The organism is Sphaerospermopsis aphanizomenoides BCCUSP55 (assembly GCF_001586785.1).
GTDB classification, from domain to species: domain Bacteria; phylum Cyanobacteriota; class Cyanobacteriia; order Cyanobacteriales; family Nostocaceae; genus Sphaerospermopsis_A; species Sphaerospermopsis_A aphanizomenoides_A.
Genome location: NZ_LUFH02000013.1, coordinates 42,462 through 62,415, shown reverse-complemented (window position 1 = coordinate 62,415; position 19,954 = coordinate 42,462). Strand labels below are relative to the sequence as shown.

20 protein-coding genes are annotated in these 19,954 nt (G+C 39.6%); 8 read left to right on the top strand and 12 right to left on the bottom strand.

Annotated elements, in window-relative coordinates:
- Positions 1 to 127: 127 nt before the first annotated feature.
- From A0J48_RS05260 to A0J48_RS05220, 9 genes are all read right to left on the bottom strand, one after another.
- Complete coding sequence (locus A0J48_RS05260) at positions 128 to 919, bottom strand: DUF6816 family protein (protein WP_200321009.1); 792 nt, start codon at positions 917 to 919, stop codon at positions 128 to 130.
- A 411-nt stretch (positions 920 to 1,330) separates the two neighbouring features.
- The gene (locus A0J48_RS05255; RefSeq protein ID WP_200321007.1) at positions 1,331 to 1,738 is read right to left on the bottom strand and encodes a ChuX/HutX family heme-like substrate-binding protein; all 408 of its coding nucleotides are present in this window, start codon (positions 1,736 to 1,738) and stop codon (positions 1,331 to 1,333) included.
- Positions 1,739 to 1,923: 185 nt separating this feature from the next.
- Positions 1,924 to 2,877, bottom strand: coding sequence for a PhoH family protein (locus A0J48_RS05250; RefSeq protein WP_200321005.1), 954 nt, complete (start codon positions 2,875 to 2,877; stop codon positions 1,924 to 1,926).
- Positions 2,878 to 3,103: 226 nt separating this feature from the next.
- Positions 3,104 to 3,490: a KH domain-containing protein gene (locus A0J48_RS05245; protein ID WP_200321003.1), complete on the bottom strand. Its 387-nt coding sequence runs from the start codon at positions 3,488 to 3,490 to the stop codon at positions 3,104 to 3,106.
- Positions 3,491 to 3,497: 7 nt separating this feature from the next.
- Positions 3,498 to 3,758 carry a 30S ribosomal protein S16 gene (gene rpsP, locus A0J48_RS05240; RefSeq protein WP_200321001.1) on the bottom strand — a complete coding sequence of 87 codons (261 nt, stop codon included), beginning with the start codon at positions 3,756 to 3,758 and terminating at the stop codon, positions 3,498 to 3,500.
- Between the two features lie 350 nt (positions 3,759 to 4,108).
- Positions 4,109 to 5,563, bottom strand: coding sequence for a signal recognition particle protein (ffh, locus tag A0J48_RS05235; RefSeq protein ID WP_200320999.1), 1,455 nt, complete (start codon positions 5,561 to 5,563; stop codon positions 4,109 to 4,111).
- Between the two features lie 387 nt (positions 5,564 to 5,950).
- A complete protein-coding gene (locus A0J48_RS05230) occupies positions 5,951 to 6,619 on the bottom strand; it encodes a response regulator transcription factor (RefSeq protein WP_200320998.1) in 669 nt (222 codons plus the stop codon).
- A gap of 6 nt (positions 6,620 to 6,625) precedes the next feature.
- Positions 6,626 to 8,026: a sensor histidine kinase gene (locus A0J48_RS05225; RefSeq protein ID WP_234300729.1), complete on the bottom strand. Its 1,401-nt coding sequence runs from the start codon at positions 8,024 to 8,026 to the stop codon at positions 6,626 to 6,628.
- A gap of 458 nt (positions 8,027 to 8,484) precedes the next feature.
- On the bottom strand, positions 8,485 to 9,051 hold the full coding sequence (locus A0J48_RS05220) for a hypothetical protein (protein WP_200320996.1): 567 nt from the start codon (positions 9,049 to 9,051) through the stop codon (positions 8,485 to 8,487).
- Between the two features lie 289 nt (positions 9,052 to 9,340).
- On the opposite strand from A0J48_RS05220, the gene A0J48_RS05215 reads away from it, so the two are divergent.
- Positions 9,341 to 10,099 carry a YebC/PmpR family DNA-binding transcriptional regulator gene (locus tag A0J48_RS05215; RefSeq protein WP_200320995.1) on the top strand — a complete coding sequence of 253 codons (759 nt, stop codon included), beginning with the start codon at positions 9,341 to 9,343 and terminating at the stop codon, positions 10,097 to 10,099.
- 59 nt (positions 10,100 to 10,158) lie between these two features.
- On the opposite strand, the gene A0J48_RS05210 is transcribed toward A0J48_RS05215, so the two are convergent.
- Positions 10,159 to 10,581, bottom strand: a complete 423-nt coding sequence (locus A0J48_RS05210; protein WP_200320994.1) for a YidH family protein — start codon at positions 10,579 to 10,581, stop codon at positions 10,159 to 10,161.
- 402 nt (positions 10,582 to 10,983) lie between these two features.
- Between A0J48_RS05210 and A0J48_RS05205 the strand changes: the two genes are divergently transcribed.
- Positions 10,984 to 11,943 carry a LysR substrate-binding domain-containing protein gene (locus tag A0J48_RS05205; RefSeq protein WP_200320993.1) on the top strand — a complete coding sequence of 320 codons (960 nt, stop codon included), beginning with the start codon at positions 10,984 to 10,986 and terminating at the stop codon, positions 11,941 to 11,943.
- 88 nt (positions 11,944 to 12,031) lie between these two features.
- Here the strand turns inward: A0J48_RS05205 and A0J48_RS05200 are convergent, their stop codons facing one another.
- Positions 12,032 to 12,286, bottom strand: a complete 255-nt coding sequence (locus A0J48_RS05200) for an SdpI family protein (protein WP_325078512.1) — start codon at positions 12,284 to 12,286, stop codon at positions 12,032 to 12,034.
- A gap of 398 nt (positions 12,287 to 12,684) precedes the next feature.
- Between A0J48_RS05200 and A0J48_RS05195 the strand changes: the two genes are divergently transcribed.
- The 4 genes from A0J48_RS05195 to A0J48_RS05180 all read left to right on the top strand — a co-directional run bounded on the left by A0J48_RS05195 (position 12,685) and on the right by A0J48_RS05180 (position 15,344).
- Positions 12,685 to 13,329, top strand: a complete 645-nt coding sequence (locus A0J48_RS05195) for a DUF1003 domain-containing protein (RefSeq protein ID WP_200320989.1) — start codon at positions 12,685 to 12,687, stop codon at positions 13,327 to 13,329.
- 164 nt (positions 13,330 to 13,493) lie between these two features.
- A complete protein-coding gene (locus A0J48_RS05190) occupies positions 13,494 to 14,192 on the top strand; it encodes a cadmium resistance transporter (protein WP_200320987.1) in 699 nt (232 codons plus the stop codon).
- A 14-nt stretch (positions 14,193 to 14,206) separates the two neighbouring features.
- Entirely contained in the window at positions 14,207 to 14,512 is a 306-nt protein-coding gene (locus A0J48_RS05185; RefSeq protein WP_200320985.1) for a hypothetical protein, read from the top strand.
- Between the two features lie 208 nt (positions 14,513 to 14,720).
- Entirely contained in the window at positions 14,721 to 15,344 is a 624-nt protein-coding gene (locus A0J48_RS05180) for a hypothetical protein (protein WP_200320983.1), read from the top strand.
- 303 nt (positions 15,345 to 15,647) lie between these two features.
- On the opposite strand, the gene A0J48_RS05175 is transcribed toward A0J48_RS05180, so the two are convergent.
- Positions 15,648 to 16,301, bottom strand: coding sequence for a ceramidase domain-containing protein (locus tag A0J48_RS05175; RefSeq protein ID WP_200320981.1), 654 nt, complete (start codon positions 16,299 to 16,301; stop codon positions 15,648 to 15,650).
- A 61-nt stretch (positions 16,302 to 16,362) separates the two neighbouring features.
- On the opposite strand from A0J48_RS05175, the gene A0J48_RS05170 reads away from it, so the two are divergent.
- Positions 16,363 to 17,628 (top strand): FAD-dependent hydroxylase, encoded by a 1,266-nt coding sequence (locus A0J48_RS05170; protein ID WP_200320979.1) that lies wholly within the window; start codon positions 16,363 to 16,365, stop codon positions 17,626 to 17,628.
- Between the two features lie 121 nt (positions 17,629 to 17,749).
- Positions 17,750 to 19,915: a type I DNA topoisomerase gene (gene topA / locus A0J48_RS05165; RefSeq protein WP_200321030.1), complete on the top strand. Its 2,166-nt coding sequence runs from the start codon at positions 17,750 to 17,752 to the stop codon at positions 19,913 to 19,915.
- Positions 19,916 to 19,954 lie beyond the last annotated feature (39 nt).

The following is a 19,954-nucleotide window of genomic DNA, read 5'->3' as shown; positions in this document are numbered from 1 at the left end:
CCCTAACCATAAGTGTTAGCCAGGAATATTTATACTACACATATAATACAATCGCGTCAATAGTGAAATAATAAAATCTTTCTAGAGAGCTAGTTAATACCTGTTTGATAGCAGGTGACATTAATTTTTAATTGCTATCATTTGCGTCTGCTGGAGGGAAAAATTCAAGACGATAACGATAAAGCGCGACTGGTCGAGAACCTGCTGTGAAATAATCAGGATCTTGGGGAGAGAGATAAACCGCAGTAACTTGATCTGCTTCGATAGCTGGGTTTAATGTAGAAAGTTGATGATAAGCAGTAGTAGATTCTACATTATTGAAATAGGCACGAGAACCACCTTTAAAATATTGTTGAAAAACTTCTGTGGTAATAAACTCATGCGGTGCTGTTTCCGTAGCGCGTGCAGTAACGACAGAAACTAATTGACGTTCTCCACGAAAAAATGTAACTTGACGATTAGGAGATTCTGGATCTATTTTAACTCCTAATACAGCTTCATCACCTAAATAAGCTATAGACAAATTCAAGCTATTAAATACCCTATCAGCTACTAATATTGGTGATGGTTTATCTATTTTTGCAGTAACTTTAAATCCAGAAATAAAGGGTTGAATTTTAACAAACCTAACTAAAAAACTTATAGGTTGATTTAATTGACGGCGATTTCCTTCAAATCCAGGTGTAATAATATCTGGTGCTAAAGGTGCTGCTAAATCTACTAATGTACTGGTAACTTTCCATGTACCAGCCATCCATTCAGGGTAAATTAAATCTCCCTCTGCTGGTTTGACGGATGTTAGTTTTTCCCACTGGGGAAAGTTTGCTAATTGTTCTGCTAGTTCACCAGCTTTTGCTTCTCCAGTTGTCAATAACAATAGCAGGGTTAAGCAAAAACTGAAAATGATTTTTATATACATATTCAATTAGATATAGCAGGTGACAGTGGTAAAAGCCTTTGAGTATCTAAGAGGTTGTTTTAAAAGTTTGAGATGGTTATTTTCAACACTTCTAGATCCCCCCTAACCCCCTTTATTAAGGGGTGAACTAGATTCAAAGTCCCCCTTTTTAAGGGAGATTTAGGGGGATCTGAAAATCTTTGATACACCATGAGAGACTTTTCAAACATCCTCTAAGTTTTAGTTTTGGTTAATGTCCTAAGCGCCTTGTCTACAGCTATAAATTCAAAAGTTTCTAGTTACCATACTCTGTCTAGAAATGAATTTTATCAGGCTTTGCCTTTAGTGACAGCAGAGGTAGAACCTCTTGATGAAATTCCCAGTTAGAAACTGGGAACGAGATAAAAAGTCAGAAATATGTAGCTTGGAAATTTACAAGGTTTCAACTGGTAAAGGTTGCCAAACTTCACTGTATTTGTCCCGTAAAGTCAGCCAATTTTCTACTTGTCCTGGTTCATATTCTCCCGGCTTACCCCATTGTAAAAATATGCTTAAAGCAGGTTCTTGTTGTTCATCTAATAACCGGATAGCATAGGTTGTAAAATTACCTCTTTTCGCTTCACCAGTTTCAAACTTCACCTGGGTTATTTTGTCCATATTCAGGTGAAACTCAAAACCTTCTGTGTGCATATTGGCATATTTACCTTTGGGTAATTCAGCGTAAAAAAGTTTTTCTATTTTTCCGCGTGCTTCTAAAACTGCGGCGCTGCTAGTGACAATTAAACGTAAAGTTCCTAAATTTTCACAAGCTTCTAAAAATTCTTTCAATGTTGTACTCATAAGACAATTTTGGATTTTAGATTTTGGATTTGTAAGCATTCAGCTATCATTAATCAGCTTTAACTTGTAGATAGACAAACTTGGTAAGAATATCAAAAATGCTGACTACATTGTATTTTTACATGGATTTTAATCATTATTTCAACAGATATTAATTTTTTAACCAATCACCAATCACCAGTTTATTACTTTTCATAATGTTCGTAAGCAGCAACAATACGTTGGACTAAAGGATGACGAACAACATCTTTTTGGGTAAATTCACAAAAAGCAATGCCTTCCACGTGCTTCAAAATTTGTAAAGCTACTGTTAATCCTGATTGTTGATTTAGTGGTAAATCAGTTTGTGTAATATCACCTGTGATTACCATGCGTGAACCAAAACCTAGCCGGGTAAGAACCATTTTCATCTGTGCCGGTGTGGTGTTTTGGGCTTCATCGACAATTACGAAAGCGTTGTTTAAAGTACGTCCGCGCATATAGGCTAATGGTGCAACTTCAATGACACCACGTTCCATTAAATTCGGGACTTTTTCCGGGTCAATAAATTCGTTGATGGCATCATAAAGAGGACGAAGATAGGGATTAACTTTTTGTTGCAAATCTCCTGGTAAAAATCCTAATTTTTCACCTGCTTCTACCGCAGGACGAGTTAAAATTAACCGTTCAAATTGATTAGATAGAAGTTCTTGGACTGCGACGACGACAGCGAGATAGGTTTTACCAGTTCCAGCAGGACCAATACCAAAAGTCAGGTCACGTTTGCGGATGGCTTCGATATATTGCCTTTGACGGAAGGTTTTAGCGCGGATTTCTTGACCACGGCGACTTTTAGCGAGGATATCTCGCTGTAGGTCTTGTAATTCACCTTGACGATCGCTCTCTATAGCTTGACGGGCTGTTAAAATATCTGCAGTTGAGATATTATTGCCTTTACTCCATAGGTTTTCCAGCGATCGCACTAATCGCGCTGCCAGATCAACTTGCTTGTCTGTACCAGCTATCAGGAGTTCCTGTCCACGTAAAACTAAGCTGGCTCCTGTTTGTTGTGATAGAAATTTGAGATTTGCTTCCCCATATCCACCTAGAGCGATCGCACTGGGAATATTAGGCAGCTGAATTGTTAAAGCACCTGCCATAGTTTTTTAGTAATAAGGTGAGGAGCCCAAATCTGAAATCTGAAATCTAAAATCTAAAATTCTCTTGATTCTGAGAATAGGCTGGCAACAGATGTCTATACTTTACTGGTAACTTCGTTAAAGCAACGAGAGATGCCACAAATATTCGACAATCTTGTTGCCACCTGTCTCCATTTTGCCCAGAACTGATGACTGGGTGAATCCGCTTAAATTTACCAGCTTAGACCTAGCGGAAGCGGGGTTTAGCAACAGGTCTAGGGATGTTTACACTTCTTTCTCTCGATCTTGGTGGGGGTATTCTTTCTTCCTGTTCTTCATCGAAAGACATACCATCCCGACTTTGGGAACTGCTGCCGTAGATGTCCAGGTATACTGATTGCCCAGCCAATTCTGCTGCTGCGGCAATTACCGTGCGAATCGCCTGAATATTACGTCCCCCCCGACCAAAGACTTTTCCTTTGTCTACAGGGTCAAAAGCGATGCGAATCCAAGCCCGTTTAAGGGTATAAGACATTTCACAATCGACGCTTAAAGACTCTGGAGATTCTAAAAACGGTTGCACAAGAAACTTAACCAGCCCAACATAATTAGGACTGGCTGCCAATGATTTCATCTCCAGATTATGACGCGGCTTTTGCACTGACTTGTTCAAAAACGTTAGCTTTTACTAGGATGCGACGAACGGTGTCCGTAGGTTGAGCGCCTTGTTGTAGTCGCTTGACGATGCCGGGGACATCTAATCGCACTTCATCGGTTCTGGGGTTATAAAATCCTAGTTCTTCTAGGGGACGACCATCACGGCGAGACAGGTCGTTAATAGCGATAATACGGTAACTTGCTTCCCGCTTTTTACCAAATCGCTTCAAGCGCAGTTTGATCATGTTGAGAAATCGTTCTCCTGTTGGTTTGTTAGGTAGTGATTTTGGAACTGGTTGATGAAGAAGTGACTAGGCTAAACGGCCTCTGTTCAAAACTTCTAATACTGAAATGATAATTTTAGCACTTGCTAGGCATTATTGGGGGAAGGTGACAGGGAACAGGGAACAGGGAACAGAAGGCAAAAGGCAAAAGGCAAAAGGCAAAAGGCAAAAGGCAAAAGTTAATATTCTCCCTTTGCACCCTGCCCCCTGCTCACTGAGCGTAGCCGATAGCGCAGCGTGGCGTTGAGCCATAGTGCTGCACCCCTGCTTTCTTAACTGTCACCTGTCACCTGTCACCTGTCACCTGTCACCTAAAGCGTGCCAAAACCTTTTTTCTTTTTCTCTTTCTTTTTCTTTTTCCCAGGTGCTGCACCGCCCGGATAACCGCGCCAACCAGGTGCAGGACGATTTCCTGCGGCTAGGGGGTTGCCCATACCGCCGCCAAACATTCCGGGCATACCGGGGAAATTGCCTTGTCCCATTTGTTGCATGAGCGATCGCATTTTTTGGAAATCTGCCACCAATTTACTCACGTCTGATTCTTTATAACCAGAACCAGAAGCAATGCGCCGTCGCCGACTGGGAGAACTGGCCAATAAATCCGGGTCTTTGCGTTCCTGCTTCGTCATGGAGTTAATCATGGCTTCACAGCGTTTTAGCTGGGTTTCCCCCTGCTTCAACTGGTCATCAGAAAGTTTACCCATCCCCGGAATTAACTTCATGATGCCACCTAATGAACCCATGTTTTTCATCAGGCGTAACTGTTTGAGGAAGTCGGTAAAATCAAACTTGGCTGAGAGGATTTTCTCCTGCATTTTCTCAGCATCTGCCAAGTCAATTTCTTCCTGGGCTTTTTCTACTAAGGTGAGAACATCACCCATACCCAAAATCCGGGAGGCCATGCGGTCGGGATAAAATGGCTGTAGCGCCTCCACTTTTTCACCCACACCGATAAACTTAATCGGCGCACCGGAAATTTGCCGCACTGACAAAGCTGCACCACCACGGCTATCACCATCCATTTTGGTGAGAATTGCCCCAGTAATGCCGATTTGGTCATGGAAGGTACGGGTAAGATTTGCTGCTTCTTGACCCGTCATTGAATCCACGACTAACAGAGTTTCGTCAGGTTCGATAGTTGACTTGATGCGGGCTAATTCCGCCATCATGTCTTGGTCGATTTGTAAGCGTCCAGCCGTGTCAACAATTACTGTATTAATACCTTCTGCCCTGGCGCGTTCCACCCCTTGACGGGCTATTTCTACAGGGTCAGCATCACTGCCCATCTCAAACACTGGTACGTCAATTTGCTTACCCAGCGTGATTAACTGATCAATAGCTGCGGGACGATATACGTCTGTAGCGACTAATAAACAACTACGATCTAATTTTCTTAAATGTAGGGCTAATTTAGCGGTAGCAGTGGTTTTACCAGTACCCTGTAAACCCGCCATTAGCACAACGGTGGTTTTACCTTCAACTTCTGCTAAGGGAACATTTTCTTCCCCCATGACCTGTACCAGTTCATCATAAACAATTTTGATAAACTGTTGGTCAGGGCGCACGCCAGCTATTACCTCGGCTCCCTGAGCTTTGGTTTCGACTTCAGAAATAAAATCTTTGACTACCTGGAGGTTAACATCTGCTTCCAACAAAGCCCGACGCACTTCCCGCAAAGCGTCTTGAATGTTGGATTGAGAGATTTTATCTTGCCCCCGCAGTTTTTTCCAGGCGGACTCTAAACGGTCAGATAGTGCATCAAACATAATTCAGTTACAACGTAAGTTAGCCAGTGAGAAAGTCTGAACCGCTGATATGGCGCTCCAGGATATCCGGTAAAGTTTGAACGTGCTATATTACCAGCTTAGTAGTTTTTGCTCCAAACTGTAGCACCAGGTAATGAAGGGGTGTAAGGGTGTAGGAGTGTAGGAGAAAAAAATACTTCATTCTTATTTTCGTTTTTGTACGGACATGGCTATTTTGATGGGCATTATCTGAGCTAATAAATTATTTATACTTAAGTAGGTGGGTGCAAATAAACATAACTATGTGAAGAAAAATTAACGAGGCTAAAATCCTCTTACCTTCTGCCTCCTACCTCCTGCCTTATCCTAACGATAAATATTCTCGCCCACCTACTGATTCATACTTACTTATATATTTAAACGATACCCTGCTCCACGAACGGTTTCTATGAGGTTGCTACCTAATTTTTTTCGCAAATATCCAACATAGACATCCACAATATTTGACCCTGGCTCGTAATCATATCCCCACACTCTATCCAGCAGTTGCTGGCGGCTCAGAACCTGTCCTGGATGACGAAAAAAAGTTTCCGCCAAGATAAACTCACGAAAAGGTAGTTCGATCAACTGATTATTTACCTTCACTTTTCTAGTTCTCAAATCCAATACAATATTATGAGCATTTAGAGTAAATTGTTCTGATGTAGAGATTTGGTTGACCGTTCTTAAACGCACACGAATACGGGCGAGTAACTCTTCAAATCGAAAGGGTTTGGTCATGTAGTCATCCGCGCCAGTTTCTAAACCAAATACCTTATCTTGGAGATCATCACGGGCAGTCAAAATCAAGATGGGTAGAGTTGCACCTTGTCCACGCAGGTCTTTCAAGACCTCAAAGCCATCTTTACCAGGTAGTCCTAAATCGAGTATCAGGAGTTCAAACATTCCACTTAGCCCTAATGAAAGTGCCTTTTGGGCATCAGTAGCAACCGTGGTGATAAAGCCGTGACTCTTGAGACCTTTCTCGATAAAGGAGGCAATGCGGGGTTCATCTTCTGCGATCAGAATTTGCGACATGATCTTCTACTCTTGAAAAGGATTAAGGGGTATGACAATTAGAAAGGTTGATCCTGTTCCTGGTTGACTTTGGAGTTGAATCGAGCCACGGTGTGCTTCTACGATCCCTCGGACAATTGATAATCCCAGCCCCGAACCATCTGAATGACGATGACTATTTTTGACACGAGCAAACCGCTCAAAAATTCGTTCTTGCTCACAGAGGTCAATTCCTTCTCCCGTATCCTCAATCCATATCCTCAACTTCCCATTATTGAGAGAAGCACCTAGTGTAATGCGATCGCATTCCTGGGTATGCTGGACAGCGTTCTGGGCTAAATTCATGACCGCTTGGGTGAGACGCTGGCGATCGCCAACCAATATTCCTTTCACCTTGATCTGAAATTGCCAATTCCGATGAGCTAAAGCCTGTACTTTGGTAGATATTGTGTCTAAAAACGATTTGGCATCAATGGTTTCAAGAAGTAAAAAATCTGGACGCTCAGACTTTGCTAATAAACTCAGATCATCTACCAACCGACTCATACGGTCAATCTCATCAATCACTAAATTAATGGTTTCCTGTTCAATACCAGAAGCCTGATCTAGATCCATTAGTTCCAAATGCCCTCGAATGATTGTGATCGGTGTTCTCAATTCATGACCGACATCATTCATAAAGTGTCGTTGACTGACAAAGGCAGCTTCTAAACGATTCATCATGGCGTTGAAAGAGTTTGTTAATTCAGCTAGTTCTCCACTTGTTTGTACTTCGATTCTTTCGTTGAGATTTTTCTCAGTGATTTTAATTGCTGTAGAGATGATAGAATTAAGAGGAGAAAGGACTTTTCCTGCCATAAACCAAGTCACAAGAACAGATAATATAAAGACACCTATCATTACCCAAAAAACTATTTTGAGGGTATCAAAAGCTTCCTCTTGTTCTCCATATACAGCATGGGCAACAATCAAGCGTCCGATAATCTGTTCTTGAAAATGAATAGGTTTAACTATATAGAGAATATTGCCAGTCTTCGTATTAGGTTGTAGTTTAATACCCTCTTGAACTGTTTTTATTTTGATCAAAGACTGCATGACTGATGATTGAGGCTGCAATGTCTTAGGCAGTGCTTCTGGACTGGAGCGATAAAAATCTTCATTCAAGATCCCAATCAGATAAGTGTCATCTTCTGGGATGCGTCGTGAGAGATAAATGTTAAACAAGTTAGCGAGTTGCCCAGCATCCTTTGGATATTTTATTTCTTGACCCCGGAGACCCAATTTATATTTACTCTGACTGTCATTATTCAGAAGACCTTCAAATATTTCGACTTCTTCTCTAATATCTTCAGTAACCCGATTAGCAATTGCGGAAAATACAAATTTGAATATTAAGGGGACTGTAATAACTAAAAATAGAGATAACAAAATAAAATAAGAAATAAAAATTCTTGACCGGATCGAGGTCAATACAATTGGTTTATAATTCCACATAAAGTCAATTCAAGTAATCAATTAAATTCAGTTATCAAACAGAATTCAGGAGTCAGAATCCAGAATTCAGAATGAATTTTGTGCGACTGGTGGATGAATAAACGGTATTGTACCTGAGTTTAATTAAGGTATAGGACTCCTATTTGAATTTTGAACAAAACTCCGTACAACTAAATCATCTAAAACCCTTTTGCCTCTTGCATGAGTGCCTCTTGCCTGCCTACACAAATGATTATGGCTTACGCCACGCTTCGCTATCACGAATCAAAGCGGATTCCTATAGTTTCAATCCATTTGATCAAGGAGCAATCTAATCATCGCTCCTTGGCACAGAGAGTTATTAGATGAGAATAGAGTGCATCAAAGCATCCTGCTCAGAAATCAAAGTAATTTTATAACTTTGCACATTGGTCTTCTTTACTACCTTGAACGATATTACCGCCACCAGTTGGACTAGGAGCATTTTCCTTGCATTGCAAATTGCCGTTAATGCGATTTTGCCGAATCGTCACCCCTCCAGTATTTTGAAAGGCTTGTAAATTTCCACCAATCTGGTTTTGGTTAGCAACTATTTGTCCTGAGTTTGAGTCGAACTGCACATCTCCAGTAATGCGTGTACTCACCACACGAGCCGCACTACCCTGCTTCACTTGGATGCTGCCACCCACGGTAGCACTAGAATTTACATCGACTAGACTTGCTCCCTCTGCTTGAATACTGCCATTTACTTTTGCACCTATGGCCTTGAGAGTTGCTCTCTGTTCGACAACAATATTTCCTTTAACAGTTGTACCATTGAGTGTACAAGTTTTGCCTTGAGGTACTTTCACATTATCAACGGTGATTGCACCTAAGCTTCCTTGGCAAGCAATTTCTTCAGCGATCGCCACGTGAGGTAACATCAGACTAGTGCTAAGTCCGATTAATGTCATCGCCACACCAGAAATTGATTTTAGCATTATGGTTAAAGCTTTTTGTGAGAGGTTACAGTTATTAATGTCACATCGTTACATGAACCTTGTTTAAATAATTGATGAGAAAAAGTTCATAAATATCAGGATTTATGCAAAAAATTTGGTATGGGTCATGGTTCTTGAGGACGGAAAAATACTCGCTGTGCTGCGTACGCTTCGCTAACGTAAATCCCAAATCCAAAATTTTCAAGCTCTACACTTGAGGGTGGAGTCAATCCAAAATCGAGTGACGTTATATTCTATCTTTGAATAGAGTGTTACTATTTTTCAACTTATGGCAGGACATAGTAAATGGGCAAATATTAAACGTCAAAAGGCGGTAGTCGATGCGAAAAGGGGAAATATATTTACCCAACTATCGCGGGCGATTATAGTTGCAGCTAGAAATGGTATCCCAGATCCGGCGGGAAATTTTCAGTTGCGGACGGCGATTGATAAGGCTAAGGCGGCGGGGATTCCCAATGATAATATTGAGAGAGCGATCGCTAAGGGTGCAGGGACTTTTGGCGGCGATAACTCCAGTTTAGAAGAAATTCGCTATGAAGGTTATGGCCCTGGTGGTGTAGCGATTTTAATTGAAGCCTTAACAGATAATCGTAATCGCACCGCTGCGGATTTGCGGGTGGCTTTTAGTAAAAATGGTGGAAATCTGGGAGAAACAGGTTGTGTGAGTTGGATGTTTGCCCAAAAAGGGGTATGTGTAGTTGAGAAAGTTGTGGATGAAGAACAGCTGTTAGAAGCTTCTTTAGAAGGTGAAGCGGATGCTTATGAAATGATTGCTGAGGAAACGGCTGAAGTGTTTACTGAGGTGGTAAATTTAGAGCAACTTAGTCAAACACTCAAAAATAAGGGTTTTAAAGTTACTGAAGTAGAATTGCGTTGGATTCCTGGAAATCAGGTGGAAGTTACAGAAGCTGATCAGGCTAAATCTCTGCTGAAATTAATTGATACTTTAGAAGGCTTAGATGATGTCCAAAATGTTACAGCTAACTTTGAAATGTCTGAGAATTTAATGGCTGCCAGTATGAATTAACAACCCAACAATATGTAGGGGTGTAGGGGAAAGGATTTTCCCCCTTGTTACCTGCTATATCAATCGGATATGACTGGCAGGGATGGATTTAAAGGAGTAGTAAAAATAAAATAAACTACTCCAGATCCCAGAATCATTATTGCCAAACTGAAAAGAATTACCCAGCGGTCTGTAGGTTCGTAAGTATCTTCCTCAATATCACGACGGACGGCGAAATAGTGTGTTGTGGAAAGCCAAACTGTGACTAAACCTACTAAGGAAAATACTAAACCTAATTTCCAACCAGTACCTAAATGGGGTACGAGAGGTGTTTGCAAAACACGCAACCGCACAATCACAACACCAAAACCCAAAAGCGCGATCGCTGTTCGCATCCAGGCTAGATAAGTACGTTCATTAGCTAAATGATCTCTAATCCTTGATGGATTCAGTCTTCCGGGTTTTCTGTGATTTTCTTGAGTTGATTTGGACTGTAACTGCATTAAAATAACACCCTTAATACCAAATTAATTTGCAAAAGTTTCTTTCTTTTCACTGATTAGCAGCACCAAAATAACATCTAGTTAAGATAGCTTATGCAGATGGTATATATTTTATTGATATATTTTTTACATAAAATATCCTAAGATAAATTGTAGCAAAAAACAACCTCTTAAATCTGAGTTTAATTTTACAGGTGCTGCCTGAAAATTAATTGCTCAGTAGGTTAAATATTAAATATAAAACACTCGCAATGGGATGGAGATTGGATAGTAAAAAACTACCTCTTATCTGCATAAGCAGAGTTCAATTTTAACTTTACATAGCAGTCTGATTGAAGTTTTAAACTGACTCCTAAATTCTCACAATTCAATTTTGACCAAGATTGGAAGGGACAATTGTCAATGGCAGGAATGACCCTGGATCAGCTACGCATTTTTCTAGCTGTGGCAGAACATCTACACTTTACCCGTGCAGCAGAAGAACTCTATATTACTCAACCTGCTGTGAGTGCAGCGATCCAAAATTTAGAGCAAGAATACGGAATCAAGTTGTTCCATCGTATTGGCCGTCATATTGAAATTGCTGAAGCAGGTAAGTTATTGCAATTAGAAGCAGAGAAAATTCTTAAACAAGTCACGTTGACAGAAAGGGGATTGCGAGAATTAAATAATTTACAAAGAGGTGAATTAAAATTAGGTTCAAGTCTGACTATTGGGAATTATTGGCTACCAAGTAAGATTAGTGAATTTAAAAGTCAGTATCCAGGAATTGAAATTAACTGTACTCTTGCTAACACAGAGGAAATTTGTGTAGGAACAGCAACAGGACTATTTGATTTAGGTTTGGTAGAAGGAGAAGTGAAAGCATCATTGCAAAATACTTTGGAGTATGAAATTATTGGTAGCGATCGCCTACAAATTGTTGTTGGTCAAACTCACCCTTGGTTTGAATACCCAAAAATTAGCCTCACAGAGTTAAATCAAACTCCTTGGGTGATGCGAGAACCTGGTTCTGGAACACAGCAAAGATTTGAGGAAGCCTTGCTAAATTGGGGAGTTAATCTGGATGAACTAAATGTGATATTAATCTTTAACAGCGGAGAAATGGCCAAAGCTGCTGTTGAAAGCGGTGTCGGTGCGACTGGGATTTCTGAATTGATGGTCAAAAAAGAACTGCAATTAGAAACTTTACGAGCTATTCAAACTATAGATGATCGCAAAGGTGTTGCTGTGAATGTGGAAATAGTCCGACCCTTTTACAAACTCAAGCATCGACAGAGGTTTCAAACAGGTATATCTAAAGCCTTTGAACAGATTTTATGTAAGAATTCAGGAGCAGGAGTCAGGAGTCATAATATTTAATAAAACCGTAGATTATCACTAGCGTGATTTTTGGCGTAACCTTAATCATATTGCCACAAATTTTGCATTTGTTAATCCGACTATGCACTCATAAATTCTTAATGTATCTTTGGATGAGCAATAAGCTGACTAACAAAGGAATCATGAAACTACCGAAATGCAATAACCAAACTCCAAAATTTTGATTTATTGAAGGCAGATGAATTGTCAGCACAACAACTGTTAGATAAAATCCACTGGCAAACATCAAAACCCGACCTGCAAATTTATTAGCAAGATACCAGATTCGTGGTGCTGACAAGGTTTTAGGAGTACGAATTCCATAGCCGCAATTGGGCGGCACGATCTCCGTAATCAATGGGATAGACAATAAAAAGATTAGAAGTGCCGGAATAACAAATGTTTGTTGCAGCATATTGTCATATTGTCATATTGTCAGCGTCAAACTTACTGGACGCTTTTTATTAAAATCTTTTATTACATCTATTTTAGGCTGTTTTATAATTTTTTATTTTTAAGTCCGATTAACTTGGATGTAGAAATGTTATGTAAATTCACAAAATGTTATCGTTAAATGCGGCAATAGTATGTCCAAAAAGCCGATGTGGTATTGAGGGTTTATAGCATCACTTTTATTTATCGTTTTAAAAAGAAAGAGTATTTGCTTCTATTGTTTAGTCGGCGTAAATTAAATGTCATCGGGTCAAACACAAATGGCAATTATCTCAAACCGGGTGCAACATGAATATCAAAAACATCCAAAAAACTCAAAAACCCCATGTAGTAGAGCAACAAACAGTAGTTGAAAATACGACCAATAATGATTTGACTCTTGGACAACGCCTTGCTGATAAATTTGCGGCAGAAGTAGGTTCTTGGAGATTTCTCATCTGCCAAAGCAGCATTTTAGCAGGATGGGTAGGAATCAATTTAATGCCTGGAGTTCCCCACTGGGATGAGTCCCCATTCATGATGCTTAACTTAGTATTTTCCTTCGCTTCAGCTTACACTGCTCCTATTGTTTTAATGAGTCAAAATCGCCAGTCTGATACAGATCGCAGAAATGCCGAAATTGACCACCAAGTGAATCTCAGAGCCGGACAAAATATTGAATTGCTCCATCAAAAATTAGATGACTTGCACACTCAACAGTTAAACGAACTAACTCAAATTGTCCAAGATCAACAAAAAGTCCTAAATGAATTGAAGGTAGTTTTAGTGCCTCCTGGTAAAGAGAATAAAGAAGCTAAAGTAACTATATTACCAGGACTATATATGCAAAATAACAGCAAATTCCCCAAGACAACTGTCAATAATATCATGTTTAATGTTGACCAAACAGTTGGAGACAATGAGAAAGTGGTTGACAAATTAATTCATCACTAAAAGTATGTCTCGTCTCAGTTTTAAATTTAAATCATCATACCCGCAATTTCATAGGATTAAGTTCTAGTATTGACACTTCATATCTCATGGTTATAACAGCATTTGCAGATATTACCTCATACTAGCTTCAAAAACTCCAGTGACAAGATTAAGGAGAAATAGAAATGGAAGAATTTTTAACTGCTATTCCCACTGGAATTACAGCTTTTACCGCTACAAATTTGGATGATTTAGTCATTCTCACGCTGTTATTCTCTCAGGTGAATGCTACTTTCCGTCGTCGGCATATTGTCATAGGTCAGTATTTAGGTTTCTGTACGCTGATAGTTGCCAGTATGGTTGGTTTTTTGGGAGGTTTAATATTACCATCTCATTGGGTTGGACTTCTCGGTTTAGTACCTATTACTATCGGACTCAATAGGTTGCTGAATTCTGAAAATGATTCATCATCAGAATCGGAATTTGATTTAACTCATACTTCTACTTTTGCTAGTTTTGTGTCTCCCCAAGCTTATAGTGTAGCAGCTATTACCATCGCCAATGGGAGTGATAATGTGGGGATCTATATGCCGTTGTTTGCTCATACTGCCCTTTCTAGTTTACTGGTAATTGTTGCAGTCTTCTTGTTACTGGTTGGGGTTTGGTGTTATGTGACTTACAAATTAACTTGTCAGAGTTTTATAGCTGATTTACTCTCTCGTCATGGTAATCATCTTGTGCCTTTTGTATTGATAGGTTTGGGTGTGTTTATTATTCTAGACAGTGCTTCCCTAACACCAATTGCTTTAGTTGCTAGTTGCTTGTGTTTAATAGGATTAATCAAAATTGTTCAAACTTCCAAAATCAAAACTCAAAGTTTGTAGTCCTGGAAAAAATTATGCAGCTTTTTCGATTTGCTTCCCTAGTTTTAGTAATTGTAGTTAATTTGATAATTGCTCTCCCCTCTTGGGCTGAAACACCCTCTTCTTCAAATAGTAATCCTGATTATTTTCAAGTAGGACAAAAAGTTATTTGGCTTTACAAATCTCGTGCTGATTCCAGTGATATCCAAAGAATTACCGTTGAGATAGTTAAGTTAGGCTCTAAGCAAATACAAATTAAAGTACCACTCCGCAAAAATGAATTTTGTCATCGGTGGGTGAATAGAAGTAAACTAGAGAATTTCCACAGTCTGAAAGATTAATAATCCTGGTAAATGCTAATCAAGTTTAACGAAGGCAGGAGGCAGAATGCCATTTTTTAACGAGGATATATATCCCTTTCTAAAAACTTTGGACGAAGTCCGGTTTTAGACTTGATTGTTTCGATAAAAATATTACGGTTTTAATTATTTAAATTGTTTTCTTTTTTTTGTGAAAACAACCTCTGATTTCCAACACAGGAGAAAAAATATGCAGTTTCTTAAAATCGTCATTGTTGCCCTGGTATTACTTGTAAATTTAGTGATTGCTCAACCTTCATGGGCAAGTAAGAATTTCACGAAAGGGGCTGATTATGTTGAAGTAACTCAGGAACTCAATCACCTTCTACAAGTACAGAATACACCTGAACAAGCTGGTTATACACCTGAACAATTTCAACAGCGGCTGTTACAATTACAGTCTCAAAAGACTATCATGGAAACTGCCAATAAACGGGCGCAATGCCGTAATGAAACAGGAAAAACATTAGCTGTCTATGCTAATAAAGGCAAAAAATATCCCACTCAACTTTATTACTTGGCAGATGGACAAATAACTGATGATGATTGGGATTGTGATGGTCTTTATTTACCCGCAGGAATTCAGATAGTTCTCAGTCCAAATGGTCAACCAGAACAATTGACTGATGCAATCGCTGTTAAGTTTGTTGATGGTACACAGCCTGTCGCTCAAACTAATCCTACAACTGGTGCGATTGAATTGAATATTGAACCTGCTAAAATATTCAAAGTTGGTGAGGGTAGCTGGTTGATACCATCTTTGTCTCAAGCAGAGATTGATCAGCAAATTCCTAGTCCCCAACTTATTGATTAATCTGGGCTGAATGATTCAACTTGTATCGTAAGAATTCAGGAGTCAGGAGTCAGGAGAAGCTACGCAGACATCTGGTGCAGGAGTCAGAATATTTGTTTGTAGCAGGAATCTTCCATCAGCAAGTTTTTTCATCAATGATCAAGAATGACTCGAAAACTCTAATTCATCCTGTAGGCGTAGCCGTGCCGCAGGCTATCCTGTATTCTGTATCCTGAATCCTTACCTTTTATCACAAGACTTCAACAATTGACAATTACCTCTCCCATCAAGGAAGAGGATTAAAAAATATGCACCAATTGATTTTTAGTCTGCTTTTGCCTTGGCAGACCAATTGAGGATTAATGCTCTTACTGATAAATATACGACCATACCATTAAAAAGATGCCAAAGAAAATGAGTACCACTTGAAAAGTAAGGGCAAATTACCTGATCCAGAGTGCGGAATGAAAGGGCTAACAGGAAGATTCCCGATGCAGCAAATAAAGTAAATTGTTCATTCTTTTGTTTTTGATAGTGATAAATTCCCAACATCAATAAAATTGCCAATCCAGGCAGATAGGAAAGAGAACCATTGAGAAGATTGGGAAATTGTCTACTGAAGTTACTCAGGAATAAAAAACTTATCAGCAATGCTCCTGTATAAATATATTTTATCCTAATTACCTGACGGCTATAAAGCCATAAAAAGCAAAGTTGAAACACGAAAATAGGGATCACATCTAATAAATATGCCCATTTTTGGGCAAATGTGTGCAGTAGAGTGCTACCAATGCCAATAGTAGTTGTTAAGATTATCAGTATATAAATGCTAGTTGGTACTTTTTGTTGCTGTCTTTGAGCTAATTGCCAAATAGCCCATGCGGCAATAAAGAAGGAAATATTAGAAACTGCATTAAGCGGTTCATTCCACAAACCAGGAAGAATACGTTCGCAGTAAAGGTCGATATAATCATTCATCTTGCTCTATTCAGGGAATTGGGTAAAAATAATAGGTAAAACGCTGTCATCTATCTTTACAATGTCACTCACCCAGCTTTCTCAAACCCTAACCCCTAACCACACAGCCACAGACTACCGGGGATATAATTATGATCTGGTGATTGTCGGTGGTGGTATTGTTGGTTTAACTCTAGCTGCTGCTTTAAAAGACTCTGGTTTAAGTGTACTGCTGATTGAGGCCAGGGTAACATCAGCCGCAGTAGCCAAAGGCCAAGCTTATGCTATACATATGCTTTCAGCCAGAATTTTCCAAGGAATTGGTATTTGGGATCAAATTCTGCCTAATATCGCTAAATACAGACAGGTATTTTTATCTGATGCTGACTATCCTGATGTGGTTAAATTTCAAAATTCTGATTTAGAAATTCAAACACCAGAATTAGGTTATGTAGGCGAACATTTTGCACTTTTAGAACCTTTACAGGAATTTGTCCAAAATTGTGCAAATGTAACTTGTCTGTGTCCGGCAGAAGTAGTAAATACCCAGACTGAAAAAGATATAGTTACTGTTAATATTCAGGTTGACGGTGAACATCGGAAAATTAGAACTAAGTTGTTAGTAGCTGCTGATGGTTCAAAGTCACCGATTCGTCAAGCTGCGGGAATTAAAACTAAGGGTTGGAAATATTGGCAGTCTTGTATTGTCGCTTTTGTTAGACCTGAAAAATCACATAATTACACGGCTTACGAAAAATTCTGGACGAGCGGACCTTTTGCGATTTTACCTTTACCTGGAAACCGTTGTCGAATTGTTTGGACTGCACCCCATGAAGAAGCGAAGGCTTTGTGTGCTTTGAGTGATGAGGAATTTTTAGCTGAACTGACCAAGCGTTATGGTAATCAGATGGGTAAATTGGAACTATTAGGCGATCGCTTTATTTTTCAGGTACAGTTAATGCAGAGCGATCGCTATGTTCTGCCCCGTTTGGCTTTAGTTGGTGATGCAGCACACAATTGTCATCCCGTCGGTGGACAAGGTTTAAATTTAGGTATTCGTGATGCAGCAGCATTAGCAGAAGTGATTCAAACCGCACACCAAGCAGGTGAAGATATTGGTAAAATTGAAGTTCTCAAAAAATATGAAATCTGGCGAAAAAAAGAAAATCTCGCCATTTTAGGTTTTACCGATTTGTTAGATAGAGTATTTTCTAATAACCTTTTACCTGTGGTAATTATCCGCCGTTTGGGTTTATGGTTTATGCAGCGAGTCCCAATGATCAAAATATTTGCCCTCAAATTAATGATTGGGTTAAAAGGAAAAACTCCGGAATTAGGGAGAATGTAAGTATTCAACATTTCTGGGTTATGCCAAAAATTACGATTTGATAAGCTGTCAAATATTATCTTTCACATCAACGGTGATTTATTTTAACATTGCTATGTGAAAGATGGAAAAATCAGGTGCTATGCCCAAACGTCTCCTAGTGGTTGAATCACCCGGAAAAGTCAAAAAACTGAGTCAAATTCTCGGTACAGATTGGATTGTTCGTGCTAGTTGTGGACATATCCGCGAACTCAGCAATGAGGGTGAAGATTCCCTAGGATTCACAATGGAAGGTAACAATGTCCGTTGTAATTATATTCCCCGTGACCAACGCGCTAAAGAAACCATTCAACAACTCAAAGCTGCTGTTAAACAAGTTGATGAAGTTGTTTTAGCAACAGACCCAGACCGAGAAGGAGAAACCATTGCTTGGCATCTCAAAGAAACCCTGGGATTGAGAGAACCCAACCGAGTAGTTTATACAGAGATTACAGCATCGGCGGTAAAAACAGCCATTTCCCATCCTCGAAAACTTGACTTCAACTTAATCGGTGCAGGATTATGTAGAGATTGCCTTGATAAGCTAGTAGGATACAAAGGTAGTCCCTTAGTTTGGGCATTAAATAACGGTGCAAAAAGTGTAGGTAGAGTCCAAAGCGCCACATTACACCTCATCTGTCAGCGCGAAAGAGAAATACAAGTCTTTGTTCCCCAAGATTACTGGAGTGTGTGGGTAGACTACAAAGAAGGATTTCGGGCTTTCTACAAAGGTACAGTTAACACTGCCACAGAAACACCAGAACCGGAAACAGAAACCCACGATGATGCAGCTACTAATAACCCAGAAAAACCCGAATCTAAGCGGGTTCTTTCCGAAGCAGAAGCAGACAGATTAGTTGCAGAAGCAAAGCAGCATCCCCATCAAGTCATCCAAGTTGAAGGGAAACTCACCTACCGTCAACCCCCTCCACCATTTACCACCTCAACCCTACAACAAGCAGCCGGTTCTAAACTGAAATTTGCCCCGGAAAAAACCATGCAGGTGGCACAAAAGTTATATGAGGCTGGTTTAATAACATATATGCGAACCGATTCAGTGATGTTAAGTCCGGAATTTTGTGCCAGTGCGCGTAAGTGGTTGGAGGAACATGACCCCCAGAATGTACCCCAGCAAGTAGCTAAACACCGCAGTAGTAAAACAGCACAGGAAGCACATGAGGCGATTCGTCCTACAGATGTGTTTCGTCCTTCGGTACAGTTGCGGGCAGAATTACCTGAAGATGAGTTTAACCTGTATGTGATGATTTGGAAAAGAGCGATCGCTTCCCAATGTCGTCCCGCACAAGTGAGAAAAACTCTAATCATTACTCAATCAGGAAATTTATTATGGCAAGCTAGGGGACAGGTTGTAGAATTTTACGGTTATGCGAAATACTGGCCTAATCTGGGTAAAGATGCCGTTTTACCCGTTGTCCAACAGGGACAAATACTAACTTTAGAAAATGCCGGACATGAAAAGAAACAAACCCAACCACCACCAAGGTACAGTGAACCAAAACTTGTACAATTAATGGAAAGAAAAGGTATTGGTCGTCCTAGTACCTACGCGCCTACGGTTGCGACATTAAAGAAACGTAATTATATTGAATTGAAAAAAGATCATCTTCATCCTACAGCTTTAGGGTTAGAAGTTGACGAGTTTTTACAAAAGGCATTACCAGATTTATTAGAGGCAGAATTTACTGCCAAGATGGAAGCAGAATTAGATAAAATTGCTGAAGGTAAAAATTCTTGGCAATCTTATTTAACTACTTGGAATCAAAGTTATTTTGTCCCTGCGCTTTCTCAGGCTAAAACTGTGGTTGTTAATTCAGCAACTACAACTAAAGCTAATGGTAAAGTAGATCGTAAATATGAAAGTTCAAAAACCAGATGTCCTGAATGCAAAAACTTTTTAGCTAAAATTCCTAGTAGTAAGGTGAAGAAGAAATACTTTCTTAAATGTGTGAGTGGGTGTGAAAATGTTGTTTTGTTTTGGAGTGATTTTCATAAAAGTTGGGAAGCACCAAAAACTAAAACATCGGAAAGTGAAAAGACTACTAAAACGGAAGCTAAGATCACATCTTATCCCTGTCCGGTATGTAAGAAACCTTTAGAGGAGTATAGTTATATTAAAGATGGGCAGAATAAAACTATGTTGAGGTGTTCTGGTAAGGACTCTTGGAAGGATAATAAACATAAGGATGCGGCTTATTTTCATACTGCTAAGGGATGGTGGAGTCCTAAGTTTGGGAATTTGATAATTTAATTGTCGGAATCAGGATATCCAGGATTTGAGGATTTTTAG